This window comes from Collinsella sp. LCP21S3_A3, assembly GCF_052118905.1.
In the GTDB taxonomy this organism is placed as follows: domain Bacteria; phylum Actinomycetota; class Coriobacteriia; order Coriobacteriales; family Coriobacteriaceae; genus Collinsella.
Genome location: NZ_JBQKGH010000002.1, coordinates 168,840 through 195,556 on the forward strand (window position 1 = coordinate 168,840; position 26,717 = coordinate 195,556).

A 26,717-nucleotide genomic window follows, 5' to 3' on the forward strand; every position below is an offset into this window, starting at 1 on the left:
CCAGTATTATGGGGTGCGTTTTGAAGCCCAATGACGGGAGCTTTCATGGCAGCAGCTTTTTCCCATGTGATCTTTGATCTGGACGGCACCATCCTCAACACGCTCGAGGACCTGGCAGCCGCCGGCAACCATACCTGCGAGGCGCACGGCTGGCCCACATTTGCCGTTGACGAGTACCGCTACAAGGTGGGAAACGGCATGCTCAAGCTGGTTGAGCGCTTTATGCCCGCCGAGTACGCGGGCGACGGCCGTATGTTTGAGCAGACGCTTGCCGAGTTTAGGGCTTATTACGGCGAGCACAAGGAGGACCACACCGCCCCCTATGCCGGCACGACCGAGATGCTCGACCGCTTGCGTGCCGCGGGTGTGCAGCTTGCCGTGCTCACTAACAAGGACCACGTCTCGGCGGCCCCGCTTATCGAGAAGTATTTTGGTTCCGAGCGCTTTGCGCTGGTACAGGGCCGTGTCGATGCGTTTCCGCCCAAGCCCGAAGCACCCGTCACGCTGCATGTGATGGAAGAGCTGGGCGCCGACCCGGCGACCACGCTCTACGTAGGCGATTCCAATGTCGATATCCTGACCGGCCACAACGCCGGTCTTAAGAGCGCAGGCGTCAGCTGGGGCTTCCGCGGCCGCGCAGAGCTGGAAGCCGCCGGCGCCGACTACGTGGTGGACAGCCAGGCAGAGCTCGCGGCGCTGGTGCTGGGCGAGTAGCGAGCGGGCACCAGAGCGAACAAATTGGCATGAAAAGAGGACGGCATAGACCTTCTGATCATGCCGTCCTCTTTGAATGACAAGTTGTCGCTCTGGTGCCCACGCAACGTCGAGCAGTTGCGGCGTTTGGTAAAACGCCGCAACGAACTAGTTCATCATCGCATTCATCATCTCGGTGGTTGCGGAATCGTCGGCAGACCACTCGTTATCCTCGTTGGCGGAATACTTAAAGGTGACCTTGGTGTCCTTGGTCTTAGCGGCCTTGGTCACGTCGACCATCACCTGGCCGGCCATCTTGTACAGCTCGTCCTCGGAAGGCATCGTATCGAGTGCGGAGATCTTCTCCTGATACTGGGTGGCGAAATCTTCGACGATCTTGTTCATGGACTTGCAGGTGATGGTGACCTCGGCGGTCGCGGTGCCCTTGTCCTCATCGACCGTCACATCACCGATCTTGTAATCAAAACCCTCGAGATAGCTCTTGGCATACTCCTCGGGATCGATGCCCAGCTGCTCAAACTCGTCGCCCGAAGCCTCTTCCAGGCCGGAGAGGAAATCATCGCCGCCGTTCTTGATCTCGTCAAACTGACTCGTAAGGTCGTCGGTGATGAGCTCCTCCACCGAAGGCCCTCCGCAGCCGGAAAGCAAAACCACGCACGCGACCAGGGCAGCCATCAAGGGCGCAAGCAGCAGCTTCTTTTTCATGACATTCCTCCAAACAAGCGGCGCTGCGTTTCCCGCGCAGCGCACGTCGTAACAGTAGGTCCATATTAGCGGCTCCGTTCAACCCCCTACGTCGCAAAAGCGTGGGCGGCTCAATTTGACGAGTGAATGGCCCATAAAGCAAGCCCCCTGCAATAAAATGCGCCTACTCGGCCTATTAAAAAAGGGTGGCCGGATAACCCGACCACCCTTGTGCATCTTCTGGATGCCGCAGACTACTTGCGGACGACCTTAACGATGGCGTCACCGGCGGCGACGGCAGACTCGGCCTCGACGGCGAGCTCGACATCGGCAAACTCGGCGGTGTTGGACACGGCCACGACGACGCAGTCCTTGTAACCGGCGGCAGCGATCTTGGCGCGGTCGATCTTGAGCAAGGGCTGGCCGGCCTTCACGACGTCGTCGGCCTTGACGAAGCCCTCGAAGCCGTCGCCATTCATGTTGACGGTATCGACGCCAACGTGCACCAGAACCTCGATGCCGCTATCGGACTGCAGGCCCACGGCGTGACCCATGGTGACGGTCACCTTGCCGTCGCAGGGAGCGTAGACCAGGTCGTCCTCGGGCCACACGGCGCAGCCCTTGCCCAAAACCTCGCCAGCAAAGACGGGATCGGGCACGTCGGCCATCTTGATGACCTTGCCCTTGACGGGCGAACACAGCACGTCGGCGCCGGCAGAAGCAGAAATGGAGGCCGGAGCAGCGGCAGCCACGGGCTCAGCCTTCTTCTTGAACATATCAAACAGACCCATACGTTTTCTCCTCTTGATTAAGCGCAACGTTATGCGCATACCTATGGTGATTATAGTGCCAAATGGCCAAAATGCTAAGGCGAGGACCCGAATCACAAGCCCTTCCAAGCCCTTCCAAGCCCTTCCAAAACCTTTTCCCATGGGCACTCATATTGTCGATTAAGCCTCGATAAGCCCCAGGTGAACAAAAGCGTTCCAGATGCCGTCGTCATCGACGTCGGTGGTCACGTAGTCGGCGGCCGGTCCGGCGTTCAGCGGAACGCCGGGGCTCAATTATTCCAAGCCCTCGGTGCCGTTGGACTTGATGATCTTCTGGTATGCGAAGAAGCTGTCCTTGCGGCGGCGCTCATAGGTACCGGTGCCGTCGTCGTACTTATCGACGTGGATGAAGCCGTAGCGCTTGCGCATCTCGCCAGTGCCGGCGGAAACCAGGTCGATGGGACCCCACCAGGTGTAGGCTATCAGGTCAACGCCATCGGCAATGGCCTCGCCCATGGCCTTGATGTGGCTCTGCAGGTAGGCGATGCGATACGGGTCATGGATGGAGCCGTCCTCCTCGACCTCGTCGTAGGCGCCCATGCCGTTCTCGACCACCATCAGCGGAATCTCGTAGCGGGCGTAAATCTCGTTGAGGGCGATGCGCAGGCCCAGCGGATCGATCTGCCAGCCCCAGTCGGTGGACTCCAGATAGGGATTCTTGCCGCCAAAGGTCATGTTGCCCTCGGTCATCTCGTGGTCCTTGTGGGTGCCCACGGTGCCGGACATGTAGTAGCTAAAGGTGTAGAAGTCAACCTTGCCGTCGGCGATATCCTGCAGGTCGCCGTCCTCCATCACGAGCTCGACATCGTTCTCGGCCCAGAAGCGCTTGGCATAGAACGGGTACTTGCCGCGCACCTGCACGTCGGAGCAGTACCAGTTCATGGTATTCATCTCCTGCTGCGTGGCGAACACGTCGGCCGGATCGCACGTGGCGGCATAGGAAAGGATGAAGCAGTCCATGTTGCCCATCTTAAACTGCGGGTAATGCTCATGGGCATAGCGCACGACGCGGCCGCTGGCGACAAACTGGTGATGCAACGCCTGCATACGAGCCTGCGGCGTGGTGTGGACCGCCGACGCCGGACCCTCAAAGCCCTGAATCATGCTGGTCTCAAAGAGGTTGCCCATGTCCTGAGTACCGCAGTTGATCTCGTTGAAGGTGAGCCAGAACTTGACCTTGTCCTGATAGCGGTCGAAGACGGTCTGGCAGTACTTCTCAAAGAAGCCGATGAGCTCGCGGCTCGCCCAGCCGTTGTATTTCTCGACCAGGTGATAGGGCATCTCGTAGTGCGAAAGGGTCACGAGCGGCTCGATATTGTGGGCGCGCAGGCAGTCGAAGACACGGTCGTAGAAGGCGAGGCCGGCCTCGTTGGGCTCAGCGTCGTCGCCGTTGGGAAAGATACGGCTCCAGGAGATGGACATGCGAAACATATTGAAGCCCATCTCGGCGAACAGCGCGATGTCCTCCTCGTAGTGGTGGTAGAAATCGATACCGTCATGATTGGGGTAGAAGCGGTTGGGGTCGATATCGGTCGTAATCTGACGCGGCTCCTTGTAGCTGCCGCCCAAGAAATGGTCGTCGACGGAAGGACCGCGGCCGTCCACGTTCCAAGCGCCCTCAAACTGGTTGGCGGCGGTGGCGCCGCCCCAATAGAATCCCTCGGGGAACTTGATGTTTGCCATGAGCATCTCCTTTGCATCGCGGATCGATAAGCTGAGTATCGCCCACGCGCGGGACGGGCAGAAGCGGGCGCACCAAACCCGACACTTCTTTTCGCCCTTGCGCCCCGTCATCGCCCCGCCCCTGACACTTCCTGATACCTGCCAAAAAGGGACAGGTTTATTTTGGCAGGTTTTATCTGGGCAAACGCCGGCGGTAGACGGCCGGCGTGCAGCCATAGCGCTCGGCAAACTTTTTGTAGAAGAAGCTCATGTTGGCGTAGCCGGCCTCTCGTGCCGCGGTTTCGGCAGTGGCGCCGGCGTCGAGCAATGTTGCCGCGCGTGCCAAGCGGCTCTCCTGCACGAGCTGCATAAACGTGCGGCCCGTCTGCCGTTTGAGCAGCGCGCTTGCGTAGTTGGGACTCAGATGCAGGTGGCGGGCTACGTCCTCGAGCGTACAATCGCAGGCATGGCGCTCGATGTAGCTCACGGCGGCCGCGACCTGCGCCGAAGGCAGCGTGGGCATGTCCGCCTGCAGCAGCGATGTCTCATAGCTTTGCATAAGTTCGACCAGCAGCAACTCAAACAGCCTCGACACGATCTGGGGACTCGCCGCCGTCGGCTCCAGAAGCTCGCACAGCATCTCCTGCATATATCGGCGCACGCGGCGGCTGTTGCCCGTGCGGAAATGCACATGACCGCGATGGTCGGTTTCGTCATTGAGGGCATTAATGAGGAACTGCGAGACGGCGCTTGACGGCGACAGGCTCTGCTCTAGGCTGCGGTGCAACATCACCCGCGAGATGACGATGCTCAGCATAATGTCATGCTCGCCGAGCTCGCCTACGGCATGCGGACAGGCCGCGTCGAGCAAGAGCACCTCGTTTTGGGCAAGCGTGAGCCGTGCGCCGTTGACGACCTGCGGCGCATGCCCTCGATAGACATAGCTGATTTCGACATAATTGTGCACATGCTCCGGCACGGGGTTAAAGCGCGAGTTGCGCACGATTGACAGGCCCTCAGGCATGCCTTCTTGGTGCAGGGCTCGCGTCGGGTCACCGATTTTATGGATATGTTTTTCACCGATATTCTGCTGATGACCCGAGCCGAACGCATCGTTCCAGTCATAGCGGGTGCCTGCGCAGTAAGCGCGCTCGCTGTCGGTCAGCTTGAGCAAAAGATTGTCCAAACGCGCGATATCCATAGCGCCACCATCATTGATTTGGTCATATTCTGCCGTGGTTTTGATATTAGCAGGAGTGTGCGCGCGACGTACTCTGACTTCAATCGATTTAAAAGGTTTGTTTTAGAAGAGTGGATATGGCGGCATACGACAACCATGTGCTTCCGTTCTTGTGGCTCAAGGGCGAGGCGCGCGAGACGATTACCGAATACTTAGAGCAGATTGCCGGGGCGGACATCCACGAGGTCTGCCTCGAATCGCGCACGCATCCCGAGTTTTGTCGCGACGGCTGGTGGTCCGACCTGCGTTTTATCATTGGCGAGTGCAAGCGCCTGGACTTGAAGATCTGGCTGCTCGATGATGCCCACTTTCCCACGGGCTACGCCAACGGCGCGCTTGCAGGCGAGGATGTAGACCCCGCGCTCAAAAAGACCGTGCTTAAGCATCGCACGGTAACGGTCGTCGGTCCCCAGCCGTCCACGACCATTAAGCTCGGCAATCTTATGGATCCCACGGAGCGCTTTGTGGGCACGGCGACTTTCGACGCCACCGGTGCACCGCTCGACCTTGAGCTCGCCGTTGAACAGACCGAGGACGGCACTCCCGTCCGCCTGCGCTTTGACGCTCCTGCCGGCATCACCACCCTCGAGCTCTACGTCACCAGCCAAAAGACCGGCTTTCGCGATGAGTACATCAACATGGTCGACGCCGATTCGTGCCGTATGCTCATCAACGCCGTCTACGAACCCACGTTTGAACATCTGGGCGACGAGTTCGGCAAGACCATTCTGGGCTTCTTTACCGATGAACCGGGCTTTATGAACGAGAAGGGTGCGACCCTCGAAGACGCTTCCACCAGCAGCTTTATTGGACGCGGCGATATGGCACTGCCCTGGTCGGATGAACTTGCCCGCCGCTTGCACGAGGAGTTGAGCGCGAGCTGGCTTGCCGAGCTCCGCGGCCTTTGGACGCGCGACCCCGCCGGCGCTCGGGTCCGCCACACCTACATGGACATCGCCACGCAACTCTACCGCGCGTGCTTTGACGAGCAGATTGGTGACTGGTGCCGCAAGCGCGGCGTCATGCACATCGGACATGTGATTGAGGACAAGAGTTGCCACACGCGCCTGGGCCAGGGCGCCGGACACTACTTCCGCGCGGTCGCCGGGCAGGATATGGCGGGCATCGACGTTGTCATCAACCAGCTTGCCCCCAGCGTCGACCACGGACGTTACAGCTACTTCCACGGCGCGTGGAACATGGAGTTCTTTACCTACGCGCTCGCCAAGTTGGGCTCTTCGGCCGCACGCCTCGACCCCAAAAAGCAGGGGCGCTGCATGGCCGAGGTCTTTGGCGCCTTCGGCTGGCACGAGGGCTTGCGCGAGATGAAATGGATCGCCGACCACATGCTCGTCCGCGGTATTAACTGGTTTACGCCGCACGCGTTTAGCATGGCGCCCTTCCCCGATTGGGACTGCCCGCCGCACTTTTACGCACACGGCAACAATCCGCAATGGCCGCACTTTGGCCAGCTCATGAGCTATATGAACCGTACGGCAACGCTGCTTTCAGGAGGCTATGCCATGCGCCCCGTTGCCATCCTGTACCATGCCGATGCCGAATGGGCCGGCAACGCCATGCCTATCGAGCGCGTGGCGGCAGAGCTCACGCGCGCGCAGATCGACTTTGATTTTGTGCCCGCCGAGGCTTTTGAGGATGAGAACCGTTACGAGGTTTCGATTGCCGACGGATTACTTACCGTAAACGATTGTCGTTACCAGGCGTTTGTTATGCCAGGAGCTTCATTTATTGGCGCTGCGACGGCGGAGGCAATGAGACGCATGGCGGATGCAGGCGTTATGGTGCTTGCCGTCGACGAGGTGCCCGGCACATTCTACGATACCGATGGCGCGGTCGAGCTGGGAAGGCTCGTCGCAACGCCGCTGGCCGATGTCGCCCGCGCGCTTGCAAGCGCGGGACTGCAGACCGTTGTGCCTGACACACCGCAGCCTTGGCTACGCGCACTTCGCTACGAGCGGGTGGGCGAGACCTACGTTATGCTCGTCAACGAACACCCACGCGAGCGCATCGACTGCACGGTTGCACTTGCGACAGGCGAGCGCCTTTGCGGCACGCGGCTCGACCTGCTAAACGGCGCCGGGCCCGTTGCGTTTGACGGTGCGTTGGAGCTCGCACCCTTCGAGAGCTGCATCGTTGTTTTGGAAACGAGCAGCGAGAATGCGCCTGGAGACGGCACAATCGACGCTGACACGTCGCTCGGCCTGCGCATCGAAGGCCCATGGACCGTCGCCCTCTCTCCTGCCGGCAGCAATGGCGCCTTTGGTGAATCACAAAAGCTCAAGCACCTGTGCGACCTTACAGCCGATCTGTTCACCGGCACCTGCGGTACCTACCGATATCATGCGTCGTTTGAGCTGGCCAACGATTGCGCCGACGCCACAATCGACCTGGGAGACGTCTACGAAACCGCGACGCTCACGCTCGATGGACGCCCGCTCGGCACACGCATCTGCCCGCCCTATCGTTTTGCCGCCGGCGCACTTTCCGCCGGTGCGCATGAGCTCACGATCGACGTCATCAACACGCTCGACCATGCGATCCCCGACATTTTCGCCCTCACCGAGCCCGTCGCCCCCAGCGGCATCCTCGGCCCCGTTACCCTTTGCGGGCAAAACCTGCCAAAATAAACCTGTCCCTTTTTGGCAGGTTTGGCGAGTGTGGGAGTTCGTATGGATATCAAACGCAAGATCATCGAGGCGCAGGGGCTCACCCCCACCGAGCAACAGCTCGGCATTGCAGCCCTTGCCATCGGTCAGGACATCCGCGGGCTTTCTATTAAGGAATTTGCCGCGCGCACCAACGTTTCGGTCGCGAGCGTGCATCGTTTTTGCAAAAAGCTCGGCCTCGAGGGCTTCAAGGATCTCAAGGTCGAGCTCATCCGCTTGGCAACCGAGGCGGGAAACCGCCGCGACGTGGACATCAACTTCCCTTTCGATGCTACGTCCAGCCCTGCGCAGGTTATGGAGCGCATGGAGGGGCTCTACCAGACCACGCTGGCCGAAACGCAGGAGCTGCTCGACCCCACGCAGCTCGACCACGCCGCCAAGCTCATCGCGAACGCCCGACAGGTCGACATCTACACGGGCTCGCACAACCTCTATCCAGCGGGAATGTTCCGCGACCGCCTGCTCTCTGCCGGTAAAAGCGCGACGTGCCACAACGGTGTCGAGGCCCAGGTGCGAACGGCACTCGCCTCGGATCCCGACCATGTGGCAATCGTCATCTCCTACAGCGGCCTTGCCCCCAACCTCAAGGACATCTTGCCGATCCTCAGCAGTCGGCATGTCCCGGTCATCGTCATCGGCACGCCTTATTGCGCTCGCATTCACCCCGGCTTTGCCGCCTACCTTACGGTGAGTGACCACGAGAGCATGACGCATCGCATCACGCAGTTCGCCAGCCACATCGCCGTGCAATACGTACTCGATTCGCTCTACAGCAGCTACTTCGCCAAAGACTACGCCCGCTGCTCCGAATTCCTGGAGCGTTCGTTCCCCTATACTCGCCTGCCCGGGCTTAAGTAGTCGTTTAAGAACGTCCCCAATGACTACTCTGGCAACGGCAGCGAGCGGGCCGCATTCGGAGCAAGACAACGCCGCAAGTAGAGGACGGACAGCGAGCGACGTCCAGGGCGAACAAGTTGGCGTGAAAAAGGCGAGGCATTGACCTTCTGGTCATGCCTCGCCTTTTGAATGACAAACTGTCGCCCTGGGCGGCGCGCAGCGTCGGCCGGTTACGGCGTTTGGTAAAACGCCGTAACTACTCCTGTGCTCCGTACTGCTCGTAGTAGGCGTCGATGGCGGTCTTAAGTTCGTCATCGATGACGACCTTGCCATCGATCTCGTGGTTGTAGAGGGTCTCGACGACCTCGGCCATGGAGACGATGCTCGCGACGGGGAAACCGTACTTTGCCTCGATCTCCTTCTGAGCGGTGGTCACGCCACCCTTGCCGACCTCCATGCGGTTGAGAGACACGATCAGGCCCTTGATTTCGACGTCGGCGGCAGCCTTAACCTTGGGATAGGTCTCGTCGATGGACTTGCCGCTGGTGGTAACGTCCTCGACCATGACCACGCGGTCGCCGTCCTTGGGCTCATAACCCAGCAGGTTGCCCTTATCGGCACCGTGATCCTTGGCCTCCTTGCGGTCGCAGCAGTACTTGACCTCCTTGCCGTACAGCTCGTGGTAGGCAATTGCGGTCACGACGGCCAGCGGAATACCCTTGTAGGCCGGTCCAAACAGCACATCAAAGTCGTCGCCAAAGTTATCGTGGATGGCCTGGGCGTAATACTCGCCCAGCTTCTTGAGCTGATAGCCCGTCACGTAAGCGCCGGCGTTCATAAAAAACGGGGACTGACGGCCGCTCTTGAGCGTAAAGCTGCCGAACTTAAGAACGTCGGACTCAACCATAAACTTGATGAACTCTTGCTTGTAAGCCTCCATGCGGGCTCCTCTCGTAATCGCGTACGTGCCCTCCAGTTTAGCGCAGGCGAAGCGTCGATGCGGGTGCGCTTTGGAGCCACATCCCCCCGTTAGAGTAAGGAACTGGGCGGCGCCTCATACGCTAGTCCTTGGGTGCCCAGGACCAGAAGAAGTTGATAAGGGCCACACGCGAGTCGGTACCGGTCTTTCTGTTGATCGAGGAAATGTGGCGGTAGAGCGTAGAGCGCGAAAGGAAAAGCGTTGCGGCAATGTCCTGAACGCTCTGATCCGAAACGACCAAGGCCTCAAGAATATCGCGCTCGCGCTCTGTAAGCCCAAAGGTGGTGACGAAGGCATCGAGGCGTTCATCGGGCGTGGGCTCCGCTGCCTCCACAAGCGCGGGGTCGGAACATGCGGGCGCAAGATCTCCACCAAGATTGTCGGCAGCAAGCGCCAGCCCGTCCTGCATCACGGCATCATCGGCCCGTTGCCCCAACTGTCCCAACAGCGTAATCGCAATACCCACAAACATCACGAGTGCCGCGCCGACTGCAGCCAGCACGTTTTGACTCGAGATAATCGCCACCGCCGGCGCCGTCACGAGCATCGAGCACACGTTATTGACGACGCGACCCATGCACGGCCAAAAATACGACCAGTGCGCATAGAGCGAGATAGCGGCGAATTTTGTGGTAAAGAACACCACAAAGAAGCCCGAGCCCAGATAAAAGATGATCGTGGCAGCAAGCTCGTTGCCGCCATTGCCATCGATGATGAGCACAAAGAACGAAAGCGTGGACAGCATGGCGACACATGTCATGCCGATATTCATATACGAACGGCCGCTCAGGTCAAATAGGGCGCCGGCGGCCAACGAACTCGCAACAAGCAGCAGGCGCGGCCAATCACCCAAATCAACGGCTCCGGTAGCATGCAGGGTTGTGAGGCCCGCGTTGAGAGCGGCGAATACGCCGGAAAGATACGCCGTCGCCACGGTCAGGCGAACTACGGCGCGGCGGAATGCCGCCTTTGTCTCGGGCTCGTCATGCCACTTGGCGCCATATTCCAAAGCATCTACCGAAAGCCCGGCAGCACTGGGTTCAAAGTTGGGATCGGACTCATCGCGCAGTTTGGCGCGTCGGGCACCGTGAAGCAACGCCACCTGCGCGATCGCACCGACGACCAGAACAGCCTGCTGAGGAATGCCGGCAGGTATCACCATATGGTTGAAGACCTGCACCAGAACGCCCATGGCGTAAGAAAGTGCGGCGGCGCGCGCCAAGCAGGGCGTCCGCGCAAAGCGCCGCGCAAAGTTTGCATGGGCAGTCGATCCGCAGTAGCCCAGCGCGCAGCACGCCACCAAACCGCCGGCGATTACCACCTCAGTCCGAACCGCCATAATCAACAGCAGGAATGCCGCCACCAGCAAAACACCCGTAACGTCACTCGTTGCATCGATGGCATGGGGACGGCGATAGTACAGAACGGGACGTACAAGAAAGCCAATCACACTCGCGCCGAGGACAAGGCTCTCATAAATAACGACCTCGTTCGGAGACACGAACTCGGCCATGCGCACATCAAAGAGATACTCGCACGCCAAAAACGTGAAGAAGAACAGAGCCAGGCATATAATCTCCTGAATGCCCCGACGCAGACATGCGGTTGTGTCTCCCGTGCCTCTCATGGTTAACCCCCAGCCGCTCAATTGTCTGGAAATCTATTTTAAAACAGAACCAGTCTCAATATCGAAGCCAGGCTCGAAATGCCGCTCATTTCGAGCCCACCGTCCACATCACGCCGCGATTTTGAGCCGCATGGACCAGAAGGGACACGCGAGACCTCTAGATCGGCTAGGAGCGTCTCCCACTACCACTCATTTAAGTACGTCCCCAATGAGTGCGACGGAATGGCTCCCTTGGCAGCTTAAAGCTGTCATGCAGGAACCATTCCGTCGCAACCTCATGAAAGGGACTGGATTGTAAATGTTGGAGAAGAGCCGTTAGCGCCCGGGAGCCAAGATCACCAGTGCGTCGTGCTCAAAGGGATGCTGAGCCACGCGCACGGTACCGTCACCGTTGTCGCGAACGGGCAGCTTGGCGATGCGCTTGTCCTCCATGTCAAGGACCGTCGCCGTCCAGCCGCACGCGCCGTCGAGCTTAAACTTGAGCGCCGTAGTGCGCGGCAGGTACGTGACGACGTGATCGCCAACGCGCGCCACACGAATGGCCTCGCGCGCGTCATCGAGCAGCTCCTGCGCCGGAACCACGGCAAGTGCGTCGTCGCCAGCCGTAGCGCCCAGACCGGCAAGCACATGCTCGATCGCGCCAAAGTCCCAAACGCCCGCAAACTGCAGGCACTCCTGCCAGCGGAACGGCATGTCGAAGCCCTCGCCCAGCACCGAGCCCTGGCTCTTGCTGGTCTGCCAGTTCCAAACGCCGTGCGCGCCATAGGTCACGCCAGCGCTCGCACCGGCAAGGATCGACGACCACACGCTCGCGCGGCAGTCCTGCGCGGTGAAGCGCCAGTACACATTGCGCGACGCACCCATCTGCTCGTAACAGGGCTCGGAGTTGACCATCGGCTTTTTAGGGTAGTTGGCGATAAAGTCCTGCGGCAGGTGCCAGGCCTCGGGCTGGCCCTCGTAGTTGTGGCCGGGCTGGAACATGTAAAAGTCCAGGCGGTCCAGGTACTGTGCCGGAATGGTGCGGTTGCCGCGGTTGATATGCATAGTGCGCAACGCCTCGGGCGCGCGCTTGACGACTTCGTCGAGAGCATCCTCGTAGTAGGCGATCGCCTCGTCGCTGGTAAAGTCGGTATCGCCCGTCACCACGTAGACGGGGTCGAACTCGCCCAGGTTCTCGACGACGCGGGCAACGTGGGCACGGACTTCCTCGCGCGGCATAACCTCGGCACCGCAATGCTCAGCAATCTTGGCACCCCAGGTGCCGGGCACGTAGTTGCACCACATAAGCACGAGCGCCGGACGGATGCCGTGCTCGACGGCAGCGCGACACATGGCAGCAGCGCGATCCCAGTACACCTGGTTGGGGCGGGACCAATCAAAATGCACGCCATCCTCGCTGGCATAGGGCCAAATGCCAAGGTCGGGGCAGCAGCGATCCCACTGCGGCAGCGTGTTGATCTGCAGCACGTTCATGCCCTGCTCGGCGCGGCGGGCCAGATAGTAGTCCCAATCGGCCTCGGTAATGCTCGTAAACGCGCTCCAGCACGTATCGGCAAACCAAAAGAACGGTTTGCCCTCGCACAAAAAGCCGTCCTGGCGACCGTTGACGGTCAGCTTTCCCAAACTCATCTGCATGTCCTTTCGTTTGATAAAGGAGTTGCGAACCGCCAGGGGTTTTCGCGGTAACCCCGCGCGAAAGCCCCTGGCGCTTAGCAAGCCCCGGCGAGCAGACGCCACGCGCCCCCAATCAGTCTACCTTGCAAGAAGGGCCCCGCCGGGCTTGCGCCTGACGGGGCCCTGTCGTGTAGGTAAGGTCGTATGTGACCGAATGGCTTGGCCTTAGGCCTCCATCTCGGCGAGCTCCTCTTTGGAGAAGCCAGTGGCAAAGACGACGGCGGCTGCGATGACAAAGGAGATTGCCATACCGACGATAGCCCAGACGGTGTTCATCTGGCCACCCTGCAGGTAGTTGGTGAAGACCAGGAAGTTGGAGGCACCGCCGGCCAGGTAGTAGGTAACACCCATGAGGCCGGAGAACACAGCGCCGATGGCACCGCCGATGAACATACCGAGCATGGTGCGACGGAAGCGCATGAGGATACCGAAGAGTGCGGGCTCGGTGACGCCGCCGGCGATGGCGGAGATGACGTAGCCCAGGGCAAGACCCTTCTCGTCGGGGTTCTTCATCTTGAGGAAGGCACCGAAAGCGCAGCCCCAGACGGCGGCCATAGCGCAGTTGGTGGAAACGAAGACGAAGGGATCGTAGCCGGCGGCGATGATCTGAACCTGAGCGAGCAGGATGACGGGCATGTGCATGCCGCAGACCACGAAGAGCTGCCAGAAGGCGCCGAGGACGGCCATGACGATCAGGATGCCGATACCGCCAAGGTCGGCAAGACCAAAGAGAGCGTTGGCAATCAGCGTACCGAGCTCGTTGCCGATCGGGGCAAGGACGATGAAGGCGATGGGGATGGTGACGATCATGGTGCAGAACGGCGTGAAGACCGTGGACAGCACGTCGGGCATGACCTTCTTAAAGAACTTCTCAACAAAGTAGAGGACCGGCACCGAGAGGATAATCGGCAGGACGGACTGCTGGTAGTTGGCAGCGGTGATCTGGATGCCATAGACGGAGATGATTCCGCCACCCTCCTGAGTCGCGACACTCACGACGGACGGGGCCATGAGAGCGCCGCCGAGGAGCATGCCCAGAACCGGAGAGGCGCCGAGCTTCTTAGCAGCGGCATAGCCCAAGTAGATGGGGATAAAGGTAAACGTGGCCTCGTACAGGGTGGTGTAGAGGAACGTGTAGGTCGGATCGGTATCGGAGATAACGCCGAGCATGGTGGGACCAAGAACCGCAGCGATGGTGCGGAACAGACCGCCGGCCATGAGCAGCGGAATCAGCTGGGTCATGGAACCCGACAGGTAGTCGAGGATGATGTTGGGCAGGTTCTTGATCTCGAACTTCTCCTTAGGAGCGTCGAGGTTCTCGTCGACCGCGGCACCCTGCTTGACGCCGGACATGGCGACGAACTCGGCGAGCACCTTGGGCACGTTCTGGCCGATGATGACCTGGAGCTGGCTGCCGGCGAACTGGCAGCCCAGAACACCCTTGACCTTCTTGATCTTCTCCACGTCGGCCTTGCTGTTATCCTTGAGCGTCAGACGCAGGCGCGTCATGCAGTTGGTGGCGACGGTGACGTTTTCCGCACCGCCCACGAGCTCGAGGACATCGGTGGCAATCTGCTTGTTATCTACTGCCATGGGACCCCTCCCCATATCGTCGTGTGCCTAATCGCCTGGGCGCAGGCACGCCTTTGGCCCGGTGACCATAACCCCTTACGGTTACCGAACCCTTGGATACGCTGTCGTAAACAATCTGTTTACTGAACGTTTACAGCGCTTAGTTTACACTCAGCGTTGAATTTGTGGCAGTTTTGCCGTTTGCAGTCCGGTGAACGGTAGGAAATCGGGGGTGAACGTAATTGAATGCAGAGGCATTACATATAGTGCCATTTATTTATAAATGGTCTTTTACGTGGGATTTTATATAATCTGGCACCTCAATGCCTTGTTGACTCATCAACAAAAGCCCTGCTAGATAGTAGTAAACAAGTGTTTAGTAGTTCATTGAACGTTTGATGCTACCGTTTACCGAGTTCATCCGCTTATTCTCAAATTCTGCTTTACACTAAACATGTTTAGATTGTATTGCCGCGATTGTTTAGCACGCGCGGCACAAGGGAGGCAGCTCATGGAACTCAAATCGTGCACCTACGCAACCGTCAGCACCTTGGGCGACTTTGGCCCCTGGATCAGCAAGGTCGTTCTCGACCTACCCTGCACCGTGCGCGCCAACGATGTCGATGCGAACACTTTCCATATATATGTAGAGCGTCGCGAGCGCACGGGCGAGGTCCTGATGCGCAAGGAGCACGGCGCCGACCATGCCACGCCCTCCGTGGGCTACATCGACGTTCTCGCCGCGTATCCGAGTGACGAGAACGGCCGCAAGCTCGCCGTGGGCACCCATGTGGCACTCGAGGTCGCCGAGCAGCGCCTGACCAAAAAGATCGAAGGCGGCGTCATGGGCTCGCGCATGCTCGACAACCAGCTGCACGTCACGCAGCTCGCGGCTCTTCCCGGCAACGACGGCGAACCCACCTGCGGCCTGGTCTTCGATACCTGTCGCGGCGACATCTGCCCCGCGCTCAAGGGCTGGAGCAATGCCGTGCAAAAGACTGCCATTGATGGCATCGCGCTCGAGTACGGCTTCTTTGAGCCCAGCTTTAAAGCCGAGGACTCGGCCTGCTTCAATCCCTTCGCGCCCGAGGCCACGGTCGTGCCCCAAAAGGCCCCGCTCGTGGTGTACCTACACGGCGCCGGCGAAGGCAGGGGTGCCACGCAGGGCGAAGGCGCCACGCGCGCCTATATCGGCAACCGCGTGACAGCCATTAGCCAGGCGCAAATCCAGCGCTACTTTGGCGGCTTTGCCTGGGTGCTCGTGCCGCAGTCTCCCACGTTTTGGATGGATAACGGCGTCGAGCAGCTCGGCCGCTCCAACCAGAGCATCTACTCCCCCGTACTCAAGGCGCTCATCGACGAGTTTGTCGCCGAGCATGCCGAGCGCATCGACACCGACCGCATCGTGGTCGCCGGCCTTTCCAACGGCGGCTTTATGACCCTGCGCCTGTGCGCCGACTACCCCGATTTCTTCGCCGCCGGCCTTCCCTGCTGTGCCCCGTGGTACAACGCCACGGACGAGGACGTAGCCGCGCTCGCCAAGACGCCGCTGTGGTTTACGCACTCCAAGGGCGACGAGCTCGTGTCGCCGCAGCAGACCGTGCTGCCGCTCACGGCACGCCTGCGTGACGCCGGAGCCAACGTGCACCTTACCTACTTTAGCCATGTCGAGGACCTGACCGGTCGCTATCGCGAGACCGATGGCTCGCCCAAGAAGACGTTCAACCACGGCGTGTGGATCCACCAATTCAACGACCTGTGTTATCAAGACTTCGACGGGGGCAGCGTGCTCATCGACGGCGAGCCGGTGGGCTGCTGGGAGTGGTCGGCCAGGGTCAAACGGTAATCCGTCCCGGCGCGGGGACGGGGTCCCGTCTTGCCTTGCGCGTAACTGGCTGAATTGATTTTGATTGGAGCTGTTCCTATGTCCCAAGAGTTAACTCGGGTGATTGTTACTACCGATATGGAAGTCGACGATATGAACTCGCTCGTTCATTTGGCTCTGTATCTTAATGTGCTTGATGTTCAGGCTGTGGTGTATACGGCTTCGCAGTATCACTTTCTTGGGGATGGGGTTCATACGCTGGGCGAGGTGAATTCGCATTGGCGGACCAAAGGGCGTCGCTCTTATGAGTGGGATGTTGTGCCTCATGAGCCCGATCCGCTGGCCGGCGAGCTTCGTGAGTATCGTCCGTTTCCCGAGCATTGGATTGAGAGTCTCTGGAGTAATGAATACGCCCAGGCTTGGCCGCAGTTGCAGGCGAATGCGGGCGCTGCCGGTGAGCCGCCGTTTCCCACGCCCGCCCAGATGATCGAGCGCACCTTTGTGGGAAATGTTGCCTTTGAGGGTGATGTGACTGAGGAAACTGAGGGATCTCGTGTAATTGCGCAGGCAATCTTGGATGATGATCCGCGTACGTTATGGCTGCTCAGCTGGGGTGGCATGAACACCATCGTTCGCGCCCTCATGAGTATTGCCGAGCGTTATCGCGCCACGCCCGAATGGCCTGCCGTGCAGCAGCGGGTCTATCAGAAGGTGCGCGTGATGGGCGTTGCCGATGGCGTGGGGCAGGACAACTCATGGCTCGACCATGGACGCGAGCTCTTTCCCGAGCTCATCTTTTGGTGTGTGCCCTATATGTATGGCGGCTATGTCGATGCCAAGATGGCTCAACCCGATACGCTGCCGCTGTTTAGGGCACCTTGGCCTGAGCAGAATCTCACGCAGGGTAACGGCCCCCTCATGGCACGCTACATGCTCTATGGCGACGGCAAGGTCTACGAAAATGAACCCGAGCGCTTTCAGTTTGGCAAGCATGCCCGTCTGGATTGGGGTCTAGAAGGCATGCCCGCGATGCAGTTTGAGCACGGCGACTTTATGGCCGAAGGCGACAGCATGACCTATATTCCGCTGCTGCCGTTTGGCCTGCGCGGTATCGACGACCGCGGCTTCGACACACTGCTCGGCCGCATGTTTCTTGATGGACATCCCGATACGGACGCACCCGCCGGTTTTGCCGCCATCGGCACGCCCGTAGACGGCAACCCCAATCCCTACCTGCGCGCCTATCAGGAAGACTTTGCCGCCCGCGCGCAATGGTGCGCCCATGATCCGGCAGCTTGCTCGCATCCGGCATATGTTGTCGAGGTCACGGCCGACCGCAGCGCTACAGCCGGCGAGCGCGTCACCCTTGCAGCGACCGTCGTCGACCCCGACGGCAAGGGCTTTGATGCACATTGGGATGTCGCCGTGGACCCGTCGAGCTATGCAGGCACGCAGGATCTTTCGCTGTGGCAGGAATGCACGGTGAGCACCGCTTTTATCGTGCCCGCCGACGCGCAGCCCGGCGACCGCTTCGTGCTCACCCTTACCGTGCAGACGCGCGCCGAGCGCCCCTGCAGCCGCTACGCCCAGGTTGCCGTGACCGTGGCGTAGCAGGGACGGCGCCCACATTCGGCAGCCGCCACATTCGGCATGGAGCATCCCCAGCTGCCACTCATTTAAGTACGTCCCCAATGAGTGGCCGAAAATGGGCCATGTGTCCCAGTTGTGGAGACTCGTTGAGCCGTCTGGGTATCGTGAAAGATCGAGCGCTCACCCATCATCAAAAGTGACACACGCTACCTGTTGATGGGAGGCAGCCATGGGCTTCTTTGACAAGATGTTCGAGAAGAAAGAGTGCGCGATTTGCGGTACCGAACTGGGGATTTTGGGAAAGACCAAGATCAACGAAGGCTACCTGTGCAAAGAGTGCGCAGGCAAGCTGTCCCCCTTCTTTAGTGGTTGGCGCTCCAGCACCGCGGACGATATCCGCGAGCAACTCGCCTACCGCGAGGCCAACGCCGAGCGCCTGGCCTCGTTCAACCCAACGCGCACGCTCTCTGCCGGGCGCACCAACATCATGCTCGACGAAGACGCGGGTCTGCTGATCATCACTTCGCAGAGCCGCTGGCGCGACGCCAATCCCGACATCATCGAGTTCTCACAGGTACTCGGCTGCGATATGGATATCGACGAGCATCGCACCGAGATCTATCGCGAGACCAAGGACGGCGAGCGCGAGAGCTACAACCCGCCGCGCTACGACCTGGATTACGACTTTAACCTGACCATTCACGTCAACACGCCGTACTTTACCGAGATCAACCTGCGCGTGAACGACTCCACCATCGATCAGCGTGGCTCCATCGAATATCGCGAGGCCAAGCGCCAGGCAACCGAAGTCCGCGATGCGCTGGTACAGCTGCGTCAGGAGACACGCGACAGCGTCGTGGCCGCCAAGGCCCCCAAGACCGCGGTCACCTGCCCCTTCTGCGGTGCAACCACCATTCCCGATGCCAGCGGACGCTGCGAATACTGCGGCGGCGCCATCGGCGCATAGCCTCCGGCACGGAAAGGACCGATCATGGCCTTCGAGAGTGTCAACTATCAGTGCCCCGCGTGTGGCGGCCCCCTTCACTTTGCCAGTGCCGAACAAAAGCTTGTCTGCGACTACTGCGATTCGCGTTTTGAAGTCGAAGAAGTCGAGGCCCTCTATCGCGAGCGCCAGGACAAGGCAGATGCCAAAGCCGATGCCGCAGCCGCGGCCCCCAAACCTGCTGTCGACGATGCCGTGCAGGATCTGGCCCAAAACGCCGGCTACATCTGCTCGTCGTGCGGCGCCGAGCTGGTCTCGGACGGCACCGTCGCCGTTACCACCTGCCCATACTGCGGCAACTCCGCCGTGGCGCCCGGCCAGCTCTCGGGCGACTTCTCACCCGACCTGGTGATTCCGTTTAAGCTCGGGCGCGATGATGTCATGGCAGCACTCAAAGAGCATTACAAGGGCAAAATCCTGCTGCCCAAGAGCTTTGTCACCGGCAACCACATCGACGAGGTCCAAGGCGTTTACGTGCCGTTTTGGCTCTACGGCGCCCGCGTGGATGGCGAAGTGTACTTCGATGCGACCAACGAGACCGTGACCGAGGAATCCGACCGCACCGTCACGACCACCGACCACTACGACGCCTACCGTAAGGGCAAAATCTCGTTTGAGCGCGTGCCCGTCGACGGATCGTCCAAGATGCCCGACGGCCATATGGATGCTATCGAGCCGTTTGACTACGACGCGCTGCGCCCGTTCTCGGTCGCGTATATGCCCGGCTACATCGCCAACCGCTACGATGAGGATTGCGAGACCTGCAAGGCGCGCGCCGAGCGTCGTATGGAAGAAAGTACGATTTCGGCCCTGCGCGAGACCGTCGTCGACGAATATGACGATGCCAAGGTCGAAAGCAAGCAGCTCGACTACACCTGGGAAGACAGCAACTACGCTCTGTTCCCCGTGTGGATGCTTTCCACCTCGTGGAACGGCAAGAGCTACCTGTTTGCCATGAACGGCCAAACCGGCCGCATGGTCGGCGAGCTGCCCTGCTCCAAGCCCAAGCTCGCCATCGCCTCGGTGCTGTTCTTTGTAATCGGGTTTGTCCTCTCCCAGATTCTCTTTATGGGCGAGAACGCCTTCGATCCGGACTACCTCACCTTTGATATCGAGGGCATCCTCATCAACATCGTCGCACCGCTGATTATCGTAATCATCGGAGACGTGCTGCTGGTAGGCCAGCTCAAGACGGCCAACGAGGCCACCCACGCCGATTGCTACTGCGGCGAGCTCGACTTGACCGAGAAGCACGACACCTTCAGCCACACCGAGACCACCGTTGTCATGAAGGACAACAAGGACGATTAGCCATTCTGACCAATACCACCCGGCCTTTGACGAGAAAGGAAGATCACCATGGGACTCTTGAAAGCTGGATTGGGAGCTGCCGGCGGCGTCATGGCCGACCAGTGGAAGGAATATATCTATTGCGAATCGATGCCCGCTGACGTCTTGGCCTGCAAGGGCAGCAAGCGCACCGGCGGCCGCAGCTCCAACACGCGCGGCGAGGACAACGTCATCTCCAACGGCTCCGTCATCGCCGTCAACGACGGCCAGGGCATGCTCGTGGTGCAAAACGGCAAGATCATCGAGGTCGCGCTGGAGCCCGGCGAGTTTGTCTTTGACACCGGCAGCGAGCCGAGCGTCTTTAGCGGCAACCTGGGCGACTCCATCAAGGAGACGTTCGCCAATATCGGCAGCCGTTTTACCTTTGGCGGCGACGCGGGCAAGGACCAGCGCGTCTACTTCATCAACACCAAGGAGATCATCGGCAACAAGTACGGCACCGCCTCGCCTGTGCCCTTCCGCGTGGTCGATAACAACATTGGCCTGGATGTCGACATCTCCGTTCGCTGCAACGGCGAGTATTCGTACCGCATCACCAACCCGCTGCTGTTCTACACCAACGTGTGCGGCAACGTGACCGATAGCTACACGCGCGATAAGATCGATAGCCAGCTTAAGTCCGAGCTGCTCACCGCTCTGCAACCCGCCTTTGCCAAGATCTCGGAGATGGGCATCCGCTACAGCGCTATCCCCGGCCACACCACCGAGCTCGCCCGCGCGCTCAACGAGGTTCTCTCCGCCGACTGGCGCGACCTGCGCGGCGTCGAGATCGTGAGCTTTGGCGTCAACTCCATCGCCGCCTCGCAAGAAGACGAGCAAATGATCAAGGACCTGCAGAAGGCCGCGGTCATGCGCGATCCCACCATGGCAGCCGCCAACATCGCCAGCGCCCAGAGCGATGCGATGCGCGCGGCAGCCGCCAACCCCAACGGCGCGATGGCCGGCTTTATGGGCATGGGTATGGCGGGCGGCATGGGCGGCATGAACGCCAGCCAGCTGTTCGCCGCCGGCCAGGCACAGCAGCAGGCCGCCCCACAGCCGGCTCCGGCACCCGCCCCCGCACCGGCTCCTGCCGCTGCCCCCGCGGCCGGCACGTGGACCTGCAGTTGCGGTGCCACCAACACCGGCAAGTTCTGCCCCGAGTGTGGCAGTCCCGCACCCGCCCCGGCACCGGCCAAGTGGTTCTGCCCCAACTGCGGCAGCGAAAACGGCGGCAAGTTCTGCAGCAACTGTGGAACGCCCAGGCCCTAGCGCCTCTATCTGGTAATTGGCGGGGGGTCCGCCACCCCCGCATTTGCTTCTATGGGTTTCGTTCGATAAAGGAGGACACCATGAAGACAACGTTCAAAAAGTCCGTACTCGCATTTCTGACATGCGTCCTGGCGCTCGCCTTTGCCCTGACGGGCTGCAGCGGCGGCGGCAAGGACCCCAAGGCCAACTTCGTCGGCAGCTGGGAACTCTCGGGTGGAACCCTGGAGGGCGAAGAGCTCACCGATGAGTACATGGATATGCTCAAGGAGTGGGGCCTCAACTGTATCCTGATCCTCGACGAAGACGGCACGGGCGTCCTCGACATGTTCCTTGAGGTCGCCGACCTGAAATGGGAGGCCAAGGACGCCACCACTGCAACCATCACCGCCGACGGCGATTCGCAGGACATGAAACTCAAGGACGGCAAGCTCGTCCTCGAGGTGGAAGGCGACAAGCTTATCTTTACGAAGTCCGACAAGGATCTGTCCGGTACGATAAAAAAGGATCGCGAGGCGGCCGAGAAGGAAGAGGAGATCGATGAGGCCGTCGAAGACGACGACGTCCAGAGCGTCGAAATCTCCCCCGCCGTCACCGTCGCCGATGACGATCTGTGCACCATCACCATCACCGAGAAGTTCAAGGACGAATGGGGCGACATCGGCTTTGTCGTCAACATCACCAACAAGAGCGACAAGGACCTGACCTTCTACGCTCCCTCCGGCAAGACCAACGTCAACGGCACCATGAAGGAACCCTGGTTCTCGGCTAACCTGATGCCCGGCACCAACGCCACCGAGGAATTCACGTTCTCGAGCGGCGAGCTTGACAGCCTTGACGACCTGGTCAACACGACCATCGGCATCGACGCCTACCTGACCGATTCCTACGAGGACGTCGCCTCCTACACCGCAACCATCGCGTAGCGGCACGTAACATCAGCCGCGGATTGGCGGACGCATCCGCGCACTTGCCAGGCGGGGCCGCAGGAGTTGATCCTGCGGCCCCGTCGTTTTTATGCCGACAGCACAGCCGCACAAGCAGGCCGACCGTCGTTTTCTGATCCAAAACGGCGGGCGGCCTATCTTTACGGCGCCGGAACACGGCGAGCGCGTCGATTACGGGCGCTCCATGTTGGGGACGATGCTGCCCTCCGTTACCGCGCGCACGGCAAGACGCATGATGTTGTCGTAGCCGGTCTTGCTTAGGATCTCCGAGATGCGACGCTTGATGGTACCCTCACTCATAAACAGCTCGGCCGCGATCTCGCGGCGGCTTTTGCCCTCGCAGGCAAGGCGCAAAATCGACAGCTCGACATCGTCGAGTGCCGCCGTGCCCGAAAAAATGCTTTCGGGCGGCTTGGGAAACGTGCAGTAGCCCGCCAGCGTGGAGCGCATCACGGCGAACAGCTCGTCGATACCGACGTTCTTGTACACAAAGCTATCGACGCCCGCCTCGCGAGCCTGATCGACAAAGGTGATCTCGGGCATGCCTGTCATGATGATGACGCGGCACTCGGGCAGCTGCTCCTTGATGCGCGCCGCCGCCACGATGCCGTTTGAATCGTGTTCGGTGCACACGTCCATCAATATCATGTCCGGGCGCTCCTTGAGCGCGACACCCAAGGCCTCGGAGGCATCGGCGATCGCGGCGACGACGGTCATATCGGGCTGGTCGCCAACGGAGCGCGCCAGGCTTTCACGCAGAATGGCCTGATCTTCGACAATTAACACGCGGATCATGAACTTCTCCTTTGGACCGTGGCGTTGGGGCTCAGCGGGATGGACACCGCAAGCGTAAAGGGCTGGGCGGCGTGGACTTCCAGGCCGCCGCCCAAATCTTGCGCGACATGCCTCATACCTGGGATACCCGTTCCCTCGCGATACGATACGGGGGCCGGGGACCCGTCGTTAGAAATCGTCATGCGCGCGACGGCGCTAGCATTCGTCCCCTCCTGCCACAGGCGCACGTGGACCTGATGCGCCTGCGCATGCCTGGTAGCATTGGTCGAGGCCTCGCGGATAATCTGCAAAAATGCGGCGGCGACACGCGCGTCCTCAGGCAGCGCACCCTCAACATCGATCTGCACACTCACCAAGCCAAAGGCGTGGACGATATCGCTCAGCTGCTCTGCAGGCTCGCTGGCACCGCCACTGCGCAAATCGGCGGCGATTGAGCGCAGCAACGGGTCAATCTGCTCGAGCGACTCATCATCCAGACGTCCCTCCTCCAAATAGCGATGAAGAATGGACAGGCGCTGGCCGATCACATCGTGAACGCGGGCACGCATACGTAGGTAGGCCGCATTGTCGGCAACCTTTTTGGCTTCTTCGATCTGGGCCTGGAGCTCTTGGCCAGCACGCTCAAGCAGGTGGTTGGCTTGCGCCAGACGGTCGTAGGCGTGTGCGTATTCCGTCACGTCCAGGCCGACGACGCGCTCGAACGGACGGCTCGAGACCGTAACGGAGTCACGCACGAACAGACGAATCTCGGAAGGAGAGATCTCGACCACGGCGCGATCCCTACCAAAGCGATCAAGGTCGATATGGGCGCGATTAGCGCTGCTTTCGGGCATTTGCATGCTCAGTTTGCGCAGGTCGTTCCATGTGCTGCTCATGTCGCCCAGGTCGGTGGGCATATGGAGCTCTACGAGGTTTTTACGCATGCAGCGGTTCATGAGCAGCGGACGGCCCCTCGGGTCTAGATACAGGATGCCCACGGGAATCACGTTGATGGTCTCGATCGTCGAGAACATGGTGATATCCTCTTGGCGGTTACGGACGTCCATCAAGAGCGCCGCGATGGAACGGAACAGGAAGAACGCTCCCTCTGCGATAAGGACAACGGTCCACGCCGAGCCCATGGCAAAAACCACCGGTGGTGTAACGGCGGCAACAAGCAACAGCTCGACCAGCATGACGGGACGACGATAGTGCACCATAAGTACCACGCCATAGGCAAAGATTGCGGCATTGAGCCACAACGCTCCGCCCATTGCCCTGGCGCAAACGTCAAGCGGCGCCACCAGATACGAGCCAGACGACGTGAACAAGATGAGCGCCGAAATCATCAGGTGAAGCACAAGACTCGCCTCGTAGGCGCAAATCACCTTACGGTTATAGGACGAGCGGCGCGATGCGATGAGCGGGACGTGGATCGTCTGCAGACACGCAGCCAGGGCAAAGACAACATCGAGCGCAACGATTTGGGGAAGGATGAGCGAAATCTGCATCGTCACTCACCCACCCTCGGCATCAAGACGATCATGCGCAGCTGACCGGACTCGCCCTCAAGGCGGTATGCCACGTTGCGCCCTTGCAAAGCGCTTTCGAGCTCTTGCGCAGCGGGCGTCTGCGAAAGATCTTCATCATCGTTGGAAAAAAGTGTGGCGCGCAGCTCGACGCTGCATCGGTCATGGTCGCCCAAGTGATACATAAGTGCCGGATGATCGGTGGTGTAGGCAAAAAACGCAAAGTCATACACGCAGTCGTACAGCGCGCTTACCGTACTGGCGTGCATCGGGCGCCGTATGGCAATAATCGAGGCGCAATCGACATCGATCGTGCGCAGGTCGCTTGCGAGCTCGTTGGCAATGAGCTGAATGCGGTCGCGGTCAAAACCGCTCTCCCCGTGCTGTGCCAACGTGAGCGACCCCTTCCGTTTGCAATAGGCAACGAGCATCTTGGCGCGCTGCAGCATGCGGTAACGCTCGCGCGAAGATTCCTCGTCAGTCAACGGCGGCAGCGAGCTCAACAAGTCGTACATCTCTTCGAGCGCGCGGGCAAGCGCCTGGTCCACGTCTTGGACTAGCAAGGTCTCGGCCTCTTGATCTGCCAAATGTGTCTTAAGGTCGTAGTCGGCGGCAAGCAGCTCGTTTTGGCGTTGCAGCTCCATGCGACGATGTGCCAGTTCGCGATTGAGCTCGTTGAGCTCCGATACGTCTTGGGCAAGCAGGGCCGATCCCCCCAGCAGCGGAAAAGCACGATACATCACATCGGGATCGGACGCCACGGTAAAGGCATGGGCGCGGCCGTGCTCCTGGGTCCGCAGCTCCTCGCGCACGCCTACCGGCATTGGCTTTGACACCGGCGTGGCATAGACCTCCTGCAGGTCGCGCGTTAGAACTTTGAGGTCAAGCGGCAAGGTGTCGAAGATGCCGGCGATATCGTGGTACGACGGAATGACACCGCAATCGAGACAGATTTCCATCGCCACCACGCACAGGATGCAATAGACGAGCGAAAAGTTGAGCCTCCATGCCCAGGGCACGCGCAGAGCATATGAGATGCCAAAGAATGCGCCGCCCAGCAGCACGAGCGCCGCCGTGCCCGAGAAACGTTGGATGCGAAAGGACGAGGACCGACCAACCAGGATAAAAAAGGCCACGAAGTTAGAGGCCGTCCACACGAGGAAGGCGAAATAACCCCGGCCGTACGTGTAATCGTTGCTCCAGGTGTCGCTTGTACGGTCAAAGCGGAAGACCTGCTGGTGAAAATCGTTGGTGAGCACAAATCCGATAAGCAGGATGGCCACAATCCACAGCGCAGCACGGTAGCGGCGACCCAGGCGGCGTTGCTCCAGGCCCGCAAGGCGCAGGCCGCAGAGCTGGTAGAGCAGCGGAATGAGCGTCATGGGCACGTAGTACAGGTACCACAGCAAGGTGGCATAGAACGGCGTGTACGACTTGTACTTGAGAATGACCTCGATCATCCACAGGGCACAGATGGTGGCGATGGCAACAAGGCGGCGGCGCAACACATAGTCCAAACAACGCAGATAGACCAACACGCCCCAAATTGAAAATACAATTGCGGCGACAAGCAGCAGGAGAGGGCTCGAATGGGTGAGCCCATCCACGACCTCTTCGGACACCTCGCTATAGGCGGGCACGGCGTTAGAAAGTTTGGGGTCGAAGGCGAACAGCACCGGCAAGATTGCCAAAAGCATGAGGAACAGCGCGGTGATGGCGCCGGCGATAGCAAAGACGCGGTGACGGTACACCTGATGCGTTATGCCAACAAGGAATCGCGGCATGGCGAAGAGCCTGCCGCCCCTGGGATCCGCAACCGGAGCGGTCCGGGCGGCCGCGTGGCCGATATGTCGCTCGCGGGTACTCATAGTCCCTTTAGTGTACCGACAGGCGGGTCCAAAAAGCGGGCCGCATGTCCCAAAATCCGCAGACGGCAAGACGCCCG

At 60.2% G+C, this 26,717-nt stretch carries 20 protein-coding genes; 9 read left to right on the top strand and 11 right to left on the bottom strand.

Going from position 1 to position 26,717, the window contains the following annotated elements; genetic code table 11:
* Positions 1-45: 45 nt before the first annotated feature.
* A complete protein-coding gene (locus ACTQ0H_RS01920; protein WP_441547701.1) occupies positions 46-714 on the top strand; it encodes an HAD family hydrolase in 669 nt (222 codons plus the stop codon).
* 147 nt (positions 715-861) lie between these two features.
* Here the strand turns inward: ACTQ0H_RS01920 and ACTQ0H_RS01925 are convergent, their stop codons facing one another.
* From ACTQ0H_RS01925 to ACTQ0H_RS01940, 4 genes are all read right to left on the bottom strand, one after another.
* Positions 862-1,419, bottom strand: a complete 558-nt coding sequence (locus ACTQ0H_RS01925; protein ID WP_441547702.1) for a hypothetical protein — start codon at positions 1,417-1,419, stop codon at positions 862-864.
* Between the two features lie 233 nt (positions 1,420-1,652).
* The gene (locus ACTQ0H_RS01930; RefSeq protein ID WP_427719835.1) at positions 1,653-2,189 is read right to left on the bottom strand and encodes a PTS sugar transporter subunit IIA; all 537 of its coding nucleotides are present in this window, start codon (positions 2,187-2,189) and stop codon (positions 1,653-1,655) included.
* A gap of 273 nt (positions 2,190-2,462) precedes the next feature.
* On the bottom strand, positions 2,463-3,911 hold the full coding sequence (locus tag ACTQ0H_RS01935; RefSeq protein WP_427747645.1) for a glycoside hydrolase family 1 protein: 1,449 nt from the start codon (positions 3,909-3,911) through the stop codon (positions 2,463-2,465).
* A 172-nt stretch (positions 3,912-4,083) separates the two neighbouring features.
* Positions 4,084-5,091 (bottom strand): AraC family transcriptional regulator, encoded by a 1,008-nt coding sequence (locus ACTQ0H_RS01940; RefSeq protein WP_441547703.1) that lies wholly within the window; start codon positions 5,089-5,091, stop codon positions 4,084-4,086.
* A gap of 116 nt (positions 5,092-5,207) precedes the next feature.
* Between ACTQ0H_RS01940 and ACTQ0H_RS01945 the strand changes: the two genes are divergently transcribed.
* A complete protein-coding gene (locus ACTQ0H_RS01945) occupies positions 5,208-7,778 on the top strand; it encodes a hypothetical protein (RefSeq protein WP_441547704.1) in 2,571 nt (856 codons plus the stop codon).
* A 42-nt stretch (positions 7,779-7,820) separates the two neighbouring features.
* Complete coding sequence (locus ACTQ0H_RS01950; RefSeq protein ID WP_441547705.1) at positions 7,821-8,675, top strand: MurR/RpiR family transcriptional regulator; 855 nt, start codon at positions 7,821-7,823, stop codon at positions 8,673-8,675.
* Between the two features lie 235 nt (positions 8,676-8,910).
* On the opposite strand, the gene pyrE is transcribed toward ACTQ0H_RS01950, so the two are convergent.
* From pyrE to ACTQ0H_RS01970, 4 genes are all read right to left on the bottom strand, one after another.
* The gene (gene pyrE, locus ACTQ0H_RS01955; protein WP_161145429.1) at positions 8,911-9,594 is read right to left on the bottom strand and encodes an orotate phosphoribosyltransferase; all 684 of its coding nucleotides are present in this window, start codon (positions 9,592-9,594) and stop codon (positions 8,911-8,913) included.
* 121 nt (positions 9,595-9,715) lie between these two features.
* Positions 9,716-11,260, bottom strand: a complete 1,545-nt coding sequence (locus ACTQ0H_RS01960) for a LuxR C-terminal-related transcriptional regulator (protein WP_427793657.1) — start codon at positions 11,258-11,260, stop codon at positions 9,716-9,718.
* Between the two features lie 315 nt (positions 11,261-11,575).
* A complete protein-coding gene (locus ACTQ0H_RS01965) occupies positions 11,576-12,889 on the bottom strand; it encodes an apiosidase-like domain-containing protein (RefSeq protein WP_441547706.1) in 1,314 nt (437 codons plus the stop codon).
* A 210-nt stretch (positions 12,890-13,099) separates the two neighbouring features.
* Positions 13,100-14,527, bottom strand: a complete 1,428-nt coding sequence (locus ACTQ0H_RS01970) for a PTS transporter subunit EIIC (protein ID WP_441547707.1) — start codon at positions 14,525-14,527, stop codon at positions 13,100-13,102.
* Between the two features lie 490 nt (positions 14,528-15,017).
* Between ACTQ0H_RS01970 and ACTQ0H_RS01975 the strand changes: the two genes are divergently transcribed.
* The 6 genes from ACTQ0H_RS01975 to ACTQ0H_RS02000 all read left to right on the top strand — a co-directional run bounded on the left by ACTQ0H_RS01975 (position 15,018) and on the right by ACTQ0H_RS02000 (position 22,448).
* Positions 15,018-16,352, top strand: a complete 1,335-nt coding sequence (locus ACTQ0H_RS01975) for a prolyl oligopeptidase family serine peptidase (protein ID WP_441547708.1) — start codon at positions 15,018-15,020, stop codon at positions 16,350-16,352.
* 78 nt (positions 16,353-16,430) lie between these two features.
* Positions 16,431-17,942 carry a nucleoside hydrolase-like domain-containing protein gene (locus ACTQ0H_RS01980; protein WP_441547709.1) on the top strand — a complete coding sequence of 504 codons (1,512 nt, stop codon included), beginning with the start codon at positions 16,431-16,433 and terminating at the stop codon, positions 17,940-17,942.
* Positions 17,943-18,150: 208 nt separating this feature from the next.
* The gene (locus tag ACTQ0H_RS01985) at positions 18,151-18,888 is read left to right on the top strand and encodes a DUF4428 domain-containing protein (protein ID WP_154518194.1); all 738 of its coding nucleotides are present in this window, start codon (positions 18,151-18,153) and stop codon (positions 18,886-18,888) included.
* 24 nt (positions 18,889-18,912) lie between these two features.
* Positions 18,913-20,235 (top strand): hypothetical protein, encoded by a 1,323-nt coding sequence (locus ACTQ0H_RS01990; protein WP_441015342.1) that lies wholly within the window; start codon positions 18,913-18,915, stop codon positions 20,233-20,235.
* A 48-nt stretch (positions 20,236-20,283) separates the two neighbouring features.
* Complete coding sequence (locus ACTQ0H_RS01995) at positions 20,284-21,525, top strand: SPFH domain-containing protein (protein ID WP_441537715.1); 1,242 nt, start codon at positions 20,284-20,286, stop codon at positions 21,523-21,525.
* A gap of 80 nt (positions 21,526-21,605) precedes the next feature.
* A complete protein-coding gene (locus ACTQ0H_RS02000) occupies positions 21,606-22,448 on the top strand; it encodes a hypothetical protein (RefSeq protein WP_427718120.1) in 843 nt (280 codons plus the stop codon).
* Positions 22,449-22,640: 192 nt separating this feature from the next.
* Here the strand turns inward: ACTQ0H_RS02000 and ACTQ0H_RS02005 are convergent, their stop codons facing one another.
* Genes ACTQ0H_RS02005 through ACTQ0H_RS02015 form a run of 3 tightly spaced genes read right to left on the bottom strand, consistent with a single transcriptional unit; the run spans position 22,641 to position 26,640 of the window.
* Complete coding sequence (locus ACTQ0H_RS02005; protein ID WP_418825693.1) at positions 22,641-23,264, bottom strand: response regulator transcription factor; 624 nt, start codon at positions 23,262-23,264, stop codon at positions 22,641-22,643.
* Positions 23,261-24,760, bottom strand: coding sequence for a sensor histidine kinase (locus tag ACTQ0H_RS02010; RefSeq protein WP_441547710.1), 1,500 nt, complete (start codon positions 24,758-24,760; stop codon positions 23,261-23,263). The genes ACTQ0H_RS02005 and ACTQ0H_RS02010 overlap by 4 nt, the downstream gene beginning before the upstream one ends.
* Complete coding sequence (locus ACTQ0H_RS02015) at positions 24,757-26,640, bottom strand: histidine kinase N-terminal 7TM domain-containing protein (protein ID WP_441547711.1); 1,884 nt, start codon at positions 26,638-26,640, stop codon at positions 24,757-24,759. The genes ACTQ0H_RS02010 and ACTQ0H_RS02015 overlap by 4 nt, the downstream gene beginning before the upstream one ends.
* Positions 26,641-26,717 lie beyond the last annotated feature (77 nt).

What these genes read in the sequence shown, in the direction of transcription:
- ACTQ0H_RS01920 (WP_441547701.1), top strand. Translation starts at nt 46, where the DNA reads ATGGCAGCAGCTTTTTCCCATGTGATCTTTGATCTGGACGGCACCATC.
- ACTQ0H_RS01925 (WP_441547702.1), bottom strand. Translation starts at nt 1,419, where the DNA reads ATGAAAAAGAAGCTGCTGCTTGCGCCCTTGATGGCTGCCCTGGTCGCG.
- ACTQ0H_RS01930 (WP_427719835.1), bottom strand. Translation starts at nt 2,189, where the DNA reads ATGGGTCTGTTTGATATGTTCAAGAAGAAGGCTGAGCCCGTGGCTGCC.
- ACTQ0H_RS01935 (WP_427747645.1), bottom strand. Translation starts at nt 3,911, where the DNA reads ATGGCAAACATCAAGTTCCCCGAGGGATTCTATTGGGGCGGCGCCACC.
- ACTQ0H_RS01940 (WP_441547703.1), bottom strand. Translation starts at nt 5,091, where the DNA reads ATGGATATCGCGCGTTTGGACAATCTTTTGCTCAAGCTGACCGACAGC.
- ACTQ0H_RS01945 (WP_441547704.1), top strand. Translation starts at nt 5,208, where the DNA reads ATGGCGGCATACGACAACCATGTGCTTCCGTTCTTGTGGCTCAAGGGC.
- ACTQ0H_RS01950 (WP_441547705.1), top strand. Translation starts at nt 7,821, where the DNA reads ATGGATATCAAACGCAAGATCATCGAGGCGCAGGGGCTCACCCCCACC.
- pyrE (WP_161145429.1), bottom strand. Translation starts at nt 9,594, where the DNA reads ATGGAGGCTTACAAGCAAGAGTTCATCAAGTTTATGGTTGAGTCCGAC.
- ACTQ0H_RS01960 (WP_427793657.1), bottom strand. Translation starts at nt 11,260, where the DNA reads ATGAGAGGCACGGGAGACACAACCGCATGTCTGCGTCGGGGCATTCAG.
- ACTQ0H_RS01965 (WP_441547706.1), bottom strand. Translation starts at nt 12,889, where the DNA reads ATGAGTTTGGGAAAGCTGACCGTCAACGGTCGCCAGGACGGCTTTTTG.
- ACTQ0H_RS01970 (WP_441547707.1), bottom strand. Translation starts at nt 14,527, where the DNA reads ATGGCAGTAGATAACAAGCAGATTGCCACCGATGTCCTCGAGCTCGTG.
- ACTQ0H_RS01975 (WP_441547708.1), top strand. Translation starts at nt 15,018, where the DNA reads ATGGAACTCAAATCGTGCACCTACGCAACCGTCAGCACCTTGGGCGAC.
- ACTQ0H_RS01980 (WP_441547709.1), top strand. Translation starts at nt 16,431, where the DNA reads ATGTCCCAAGAGTTAACTCGGGTGATTGTTACTACCGATATGGAAGTC.
- ACTQ0H_RS01985 (WP_154518194.1), top strand. Translation starts at nt 18,151, where the DNA reads ATGGGCTTCTTTGACAAGATGTTCGAGAAGAAAGAGTGCGCGATTTGC.
- ACTQ0H_RS01990 (WP_441015342.1), top strand. Translation starts at nt 18,913, where the DNA reads ATGGCCTTCGAGAGTGTCAACTATCAGTGCCCCGCGTGTGGCGGCCCC.
- ACTQ0H_RS01995 (WP_441537715.1), top strand. Translation starts at nt 20,284, where the DNA reads ATGGGACTCTTGAAAGCTGGATTGGGAGCTGCCGGCGGCGTCATGGCC.
- ACTQ0H_RS02000 (WP_427718120.1), top strand. Translation starts at nt 21,606, where the DNA reads ATGAAGACAACGTTCAAAAAGTCCGTACTCGCATTTCTGACATGCGTC.
- ACTQ0H_RS02005 (WP_418825693.1), bottom strand. Translation starts at nt 23,264, where the DNA reads ATGATCCGCGTGTTAATTGTCGAAGATCAGGCCATTCTGCGTGAAAGC.
- ACTQ0H_RS02015 (WP_441547711.1), bottom strand. Translation starts at nt 26,640, where the DNA reads ATGAGTACCCGCGAGCGACATATCGGCCACGCGGCCGCCCGGACCGCT.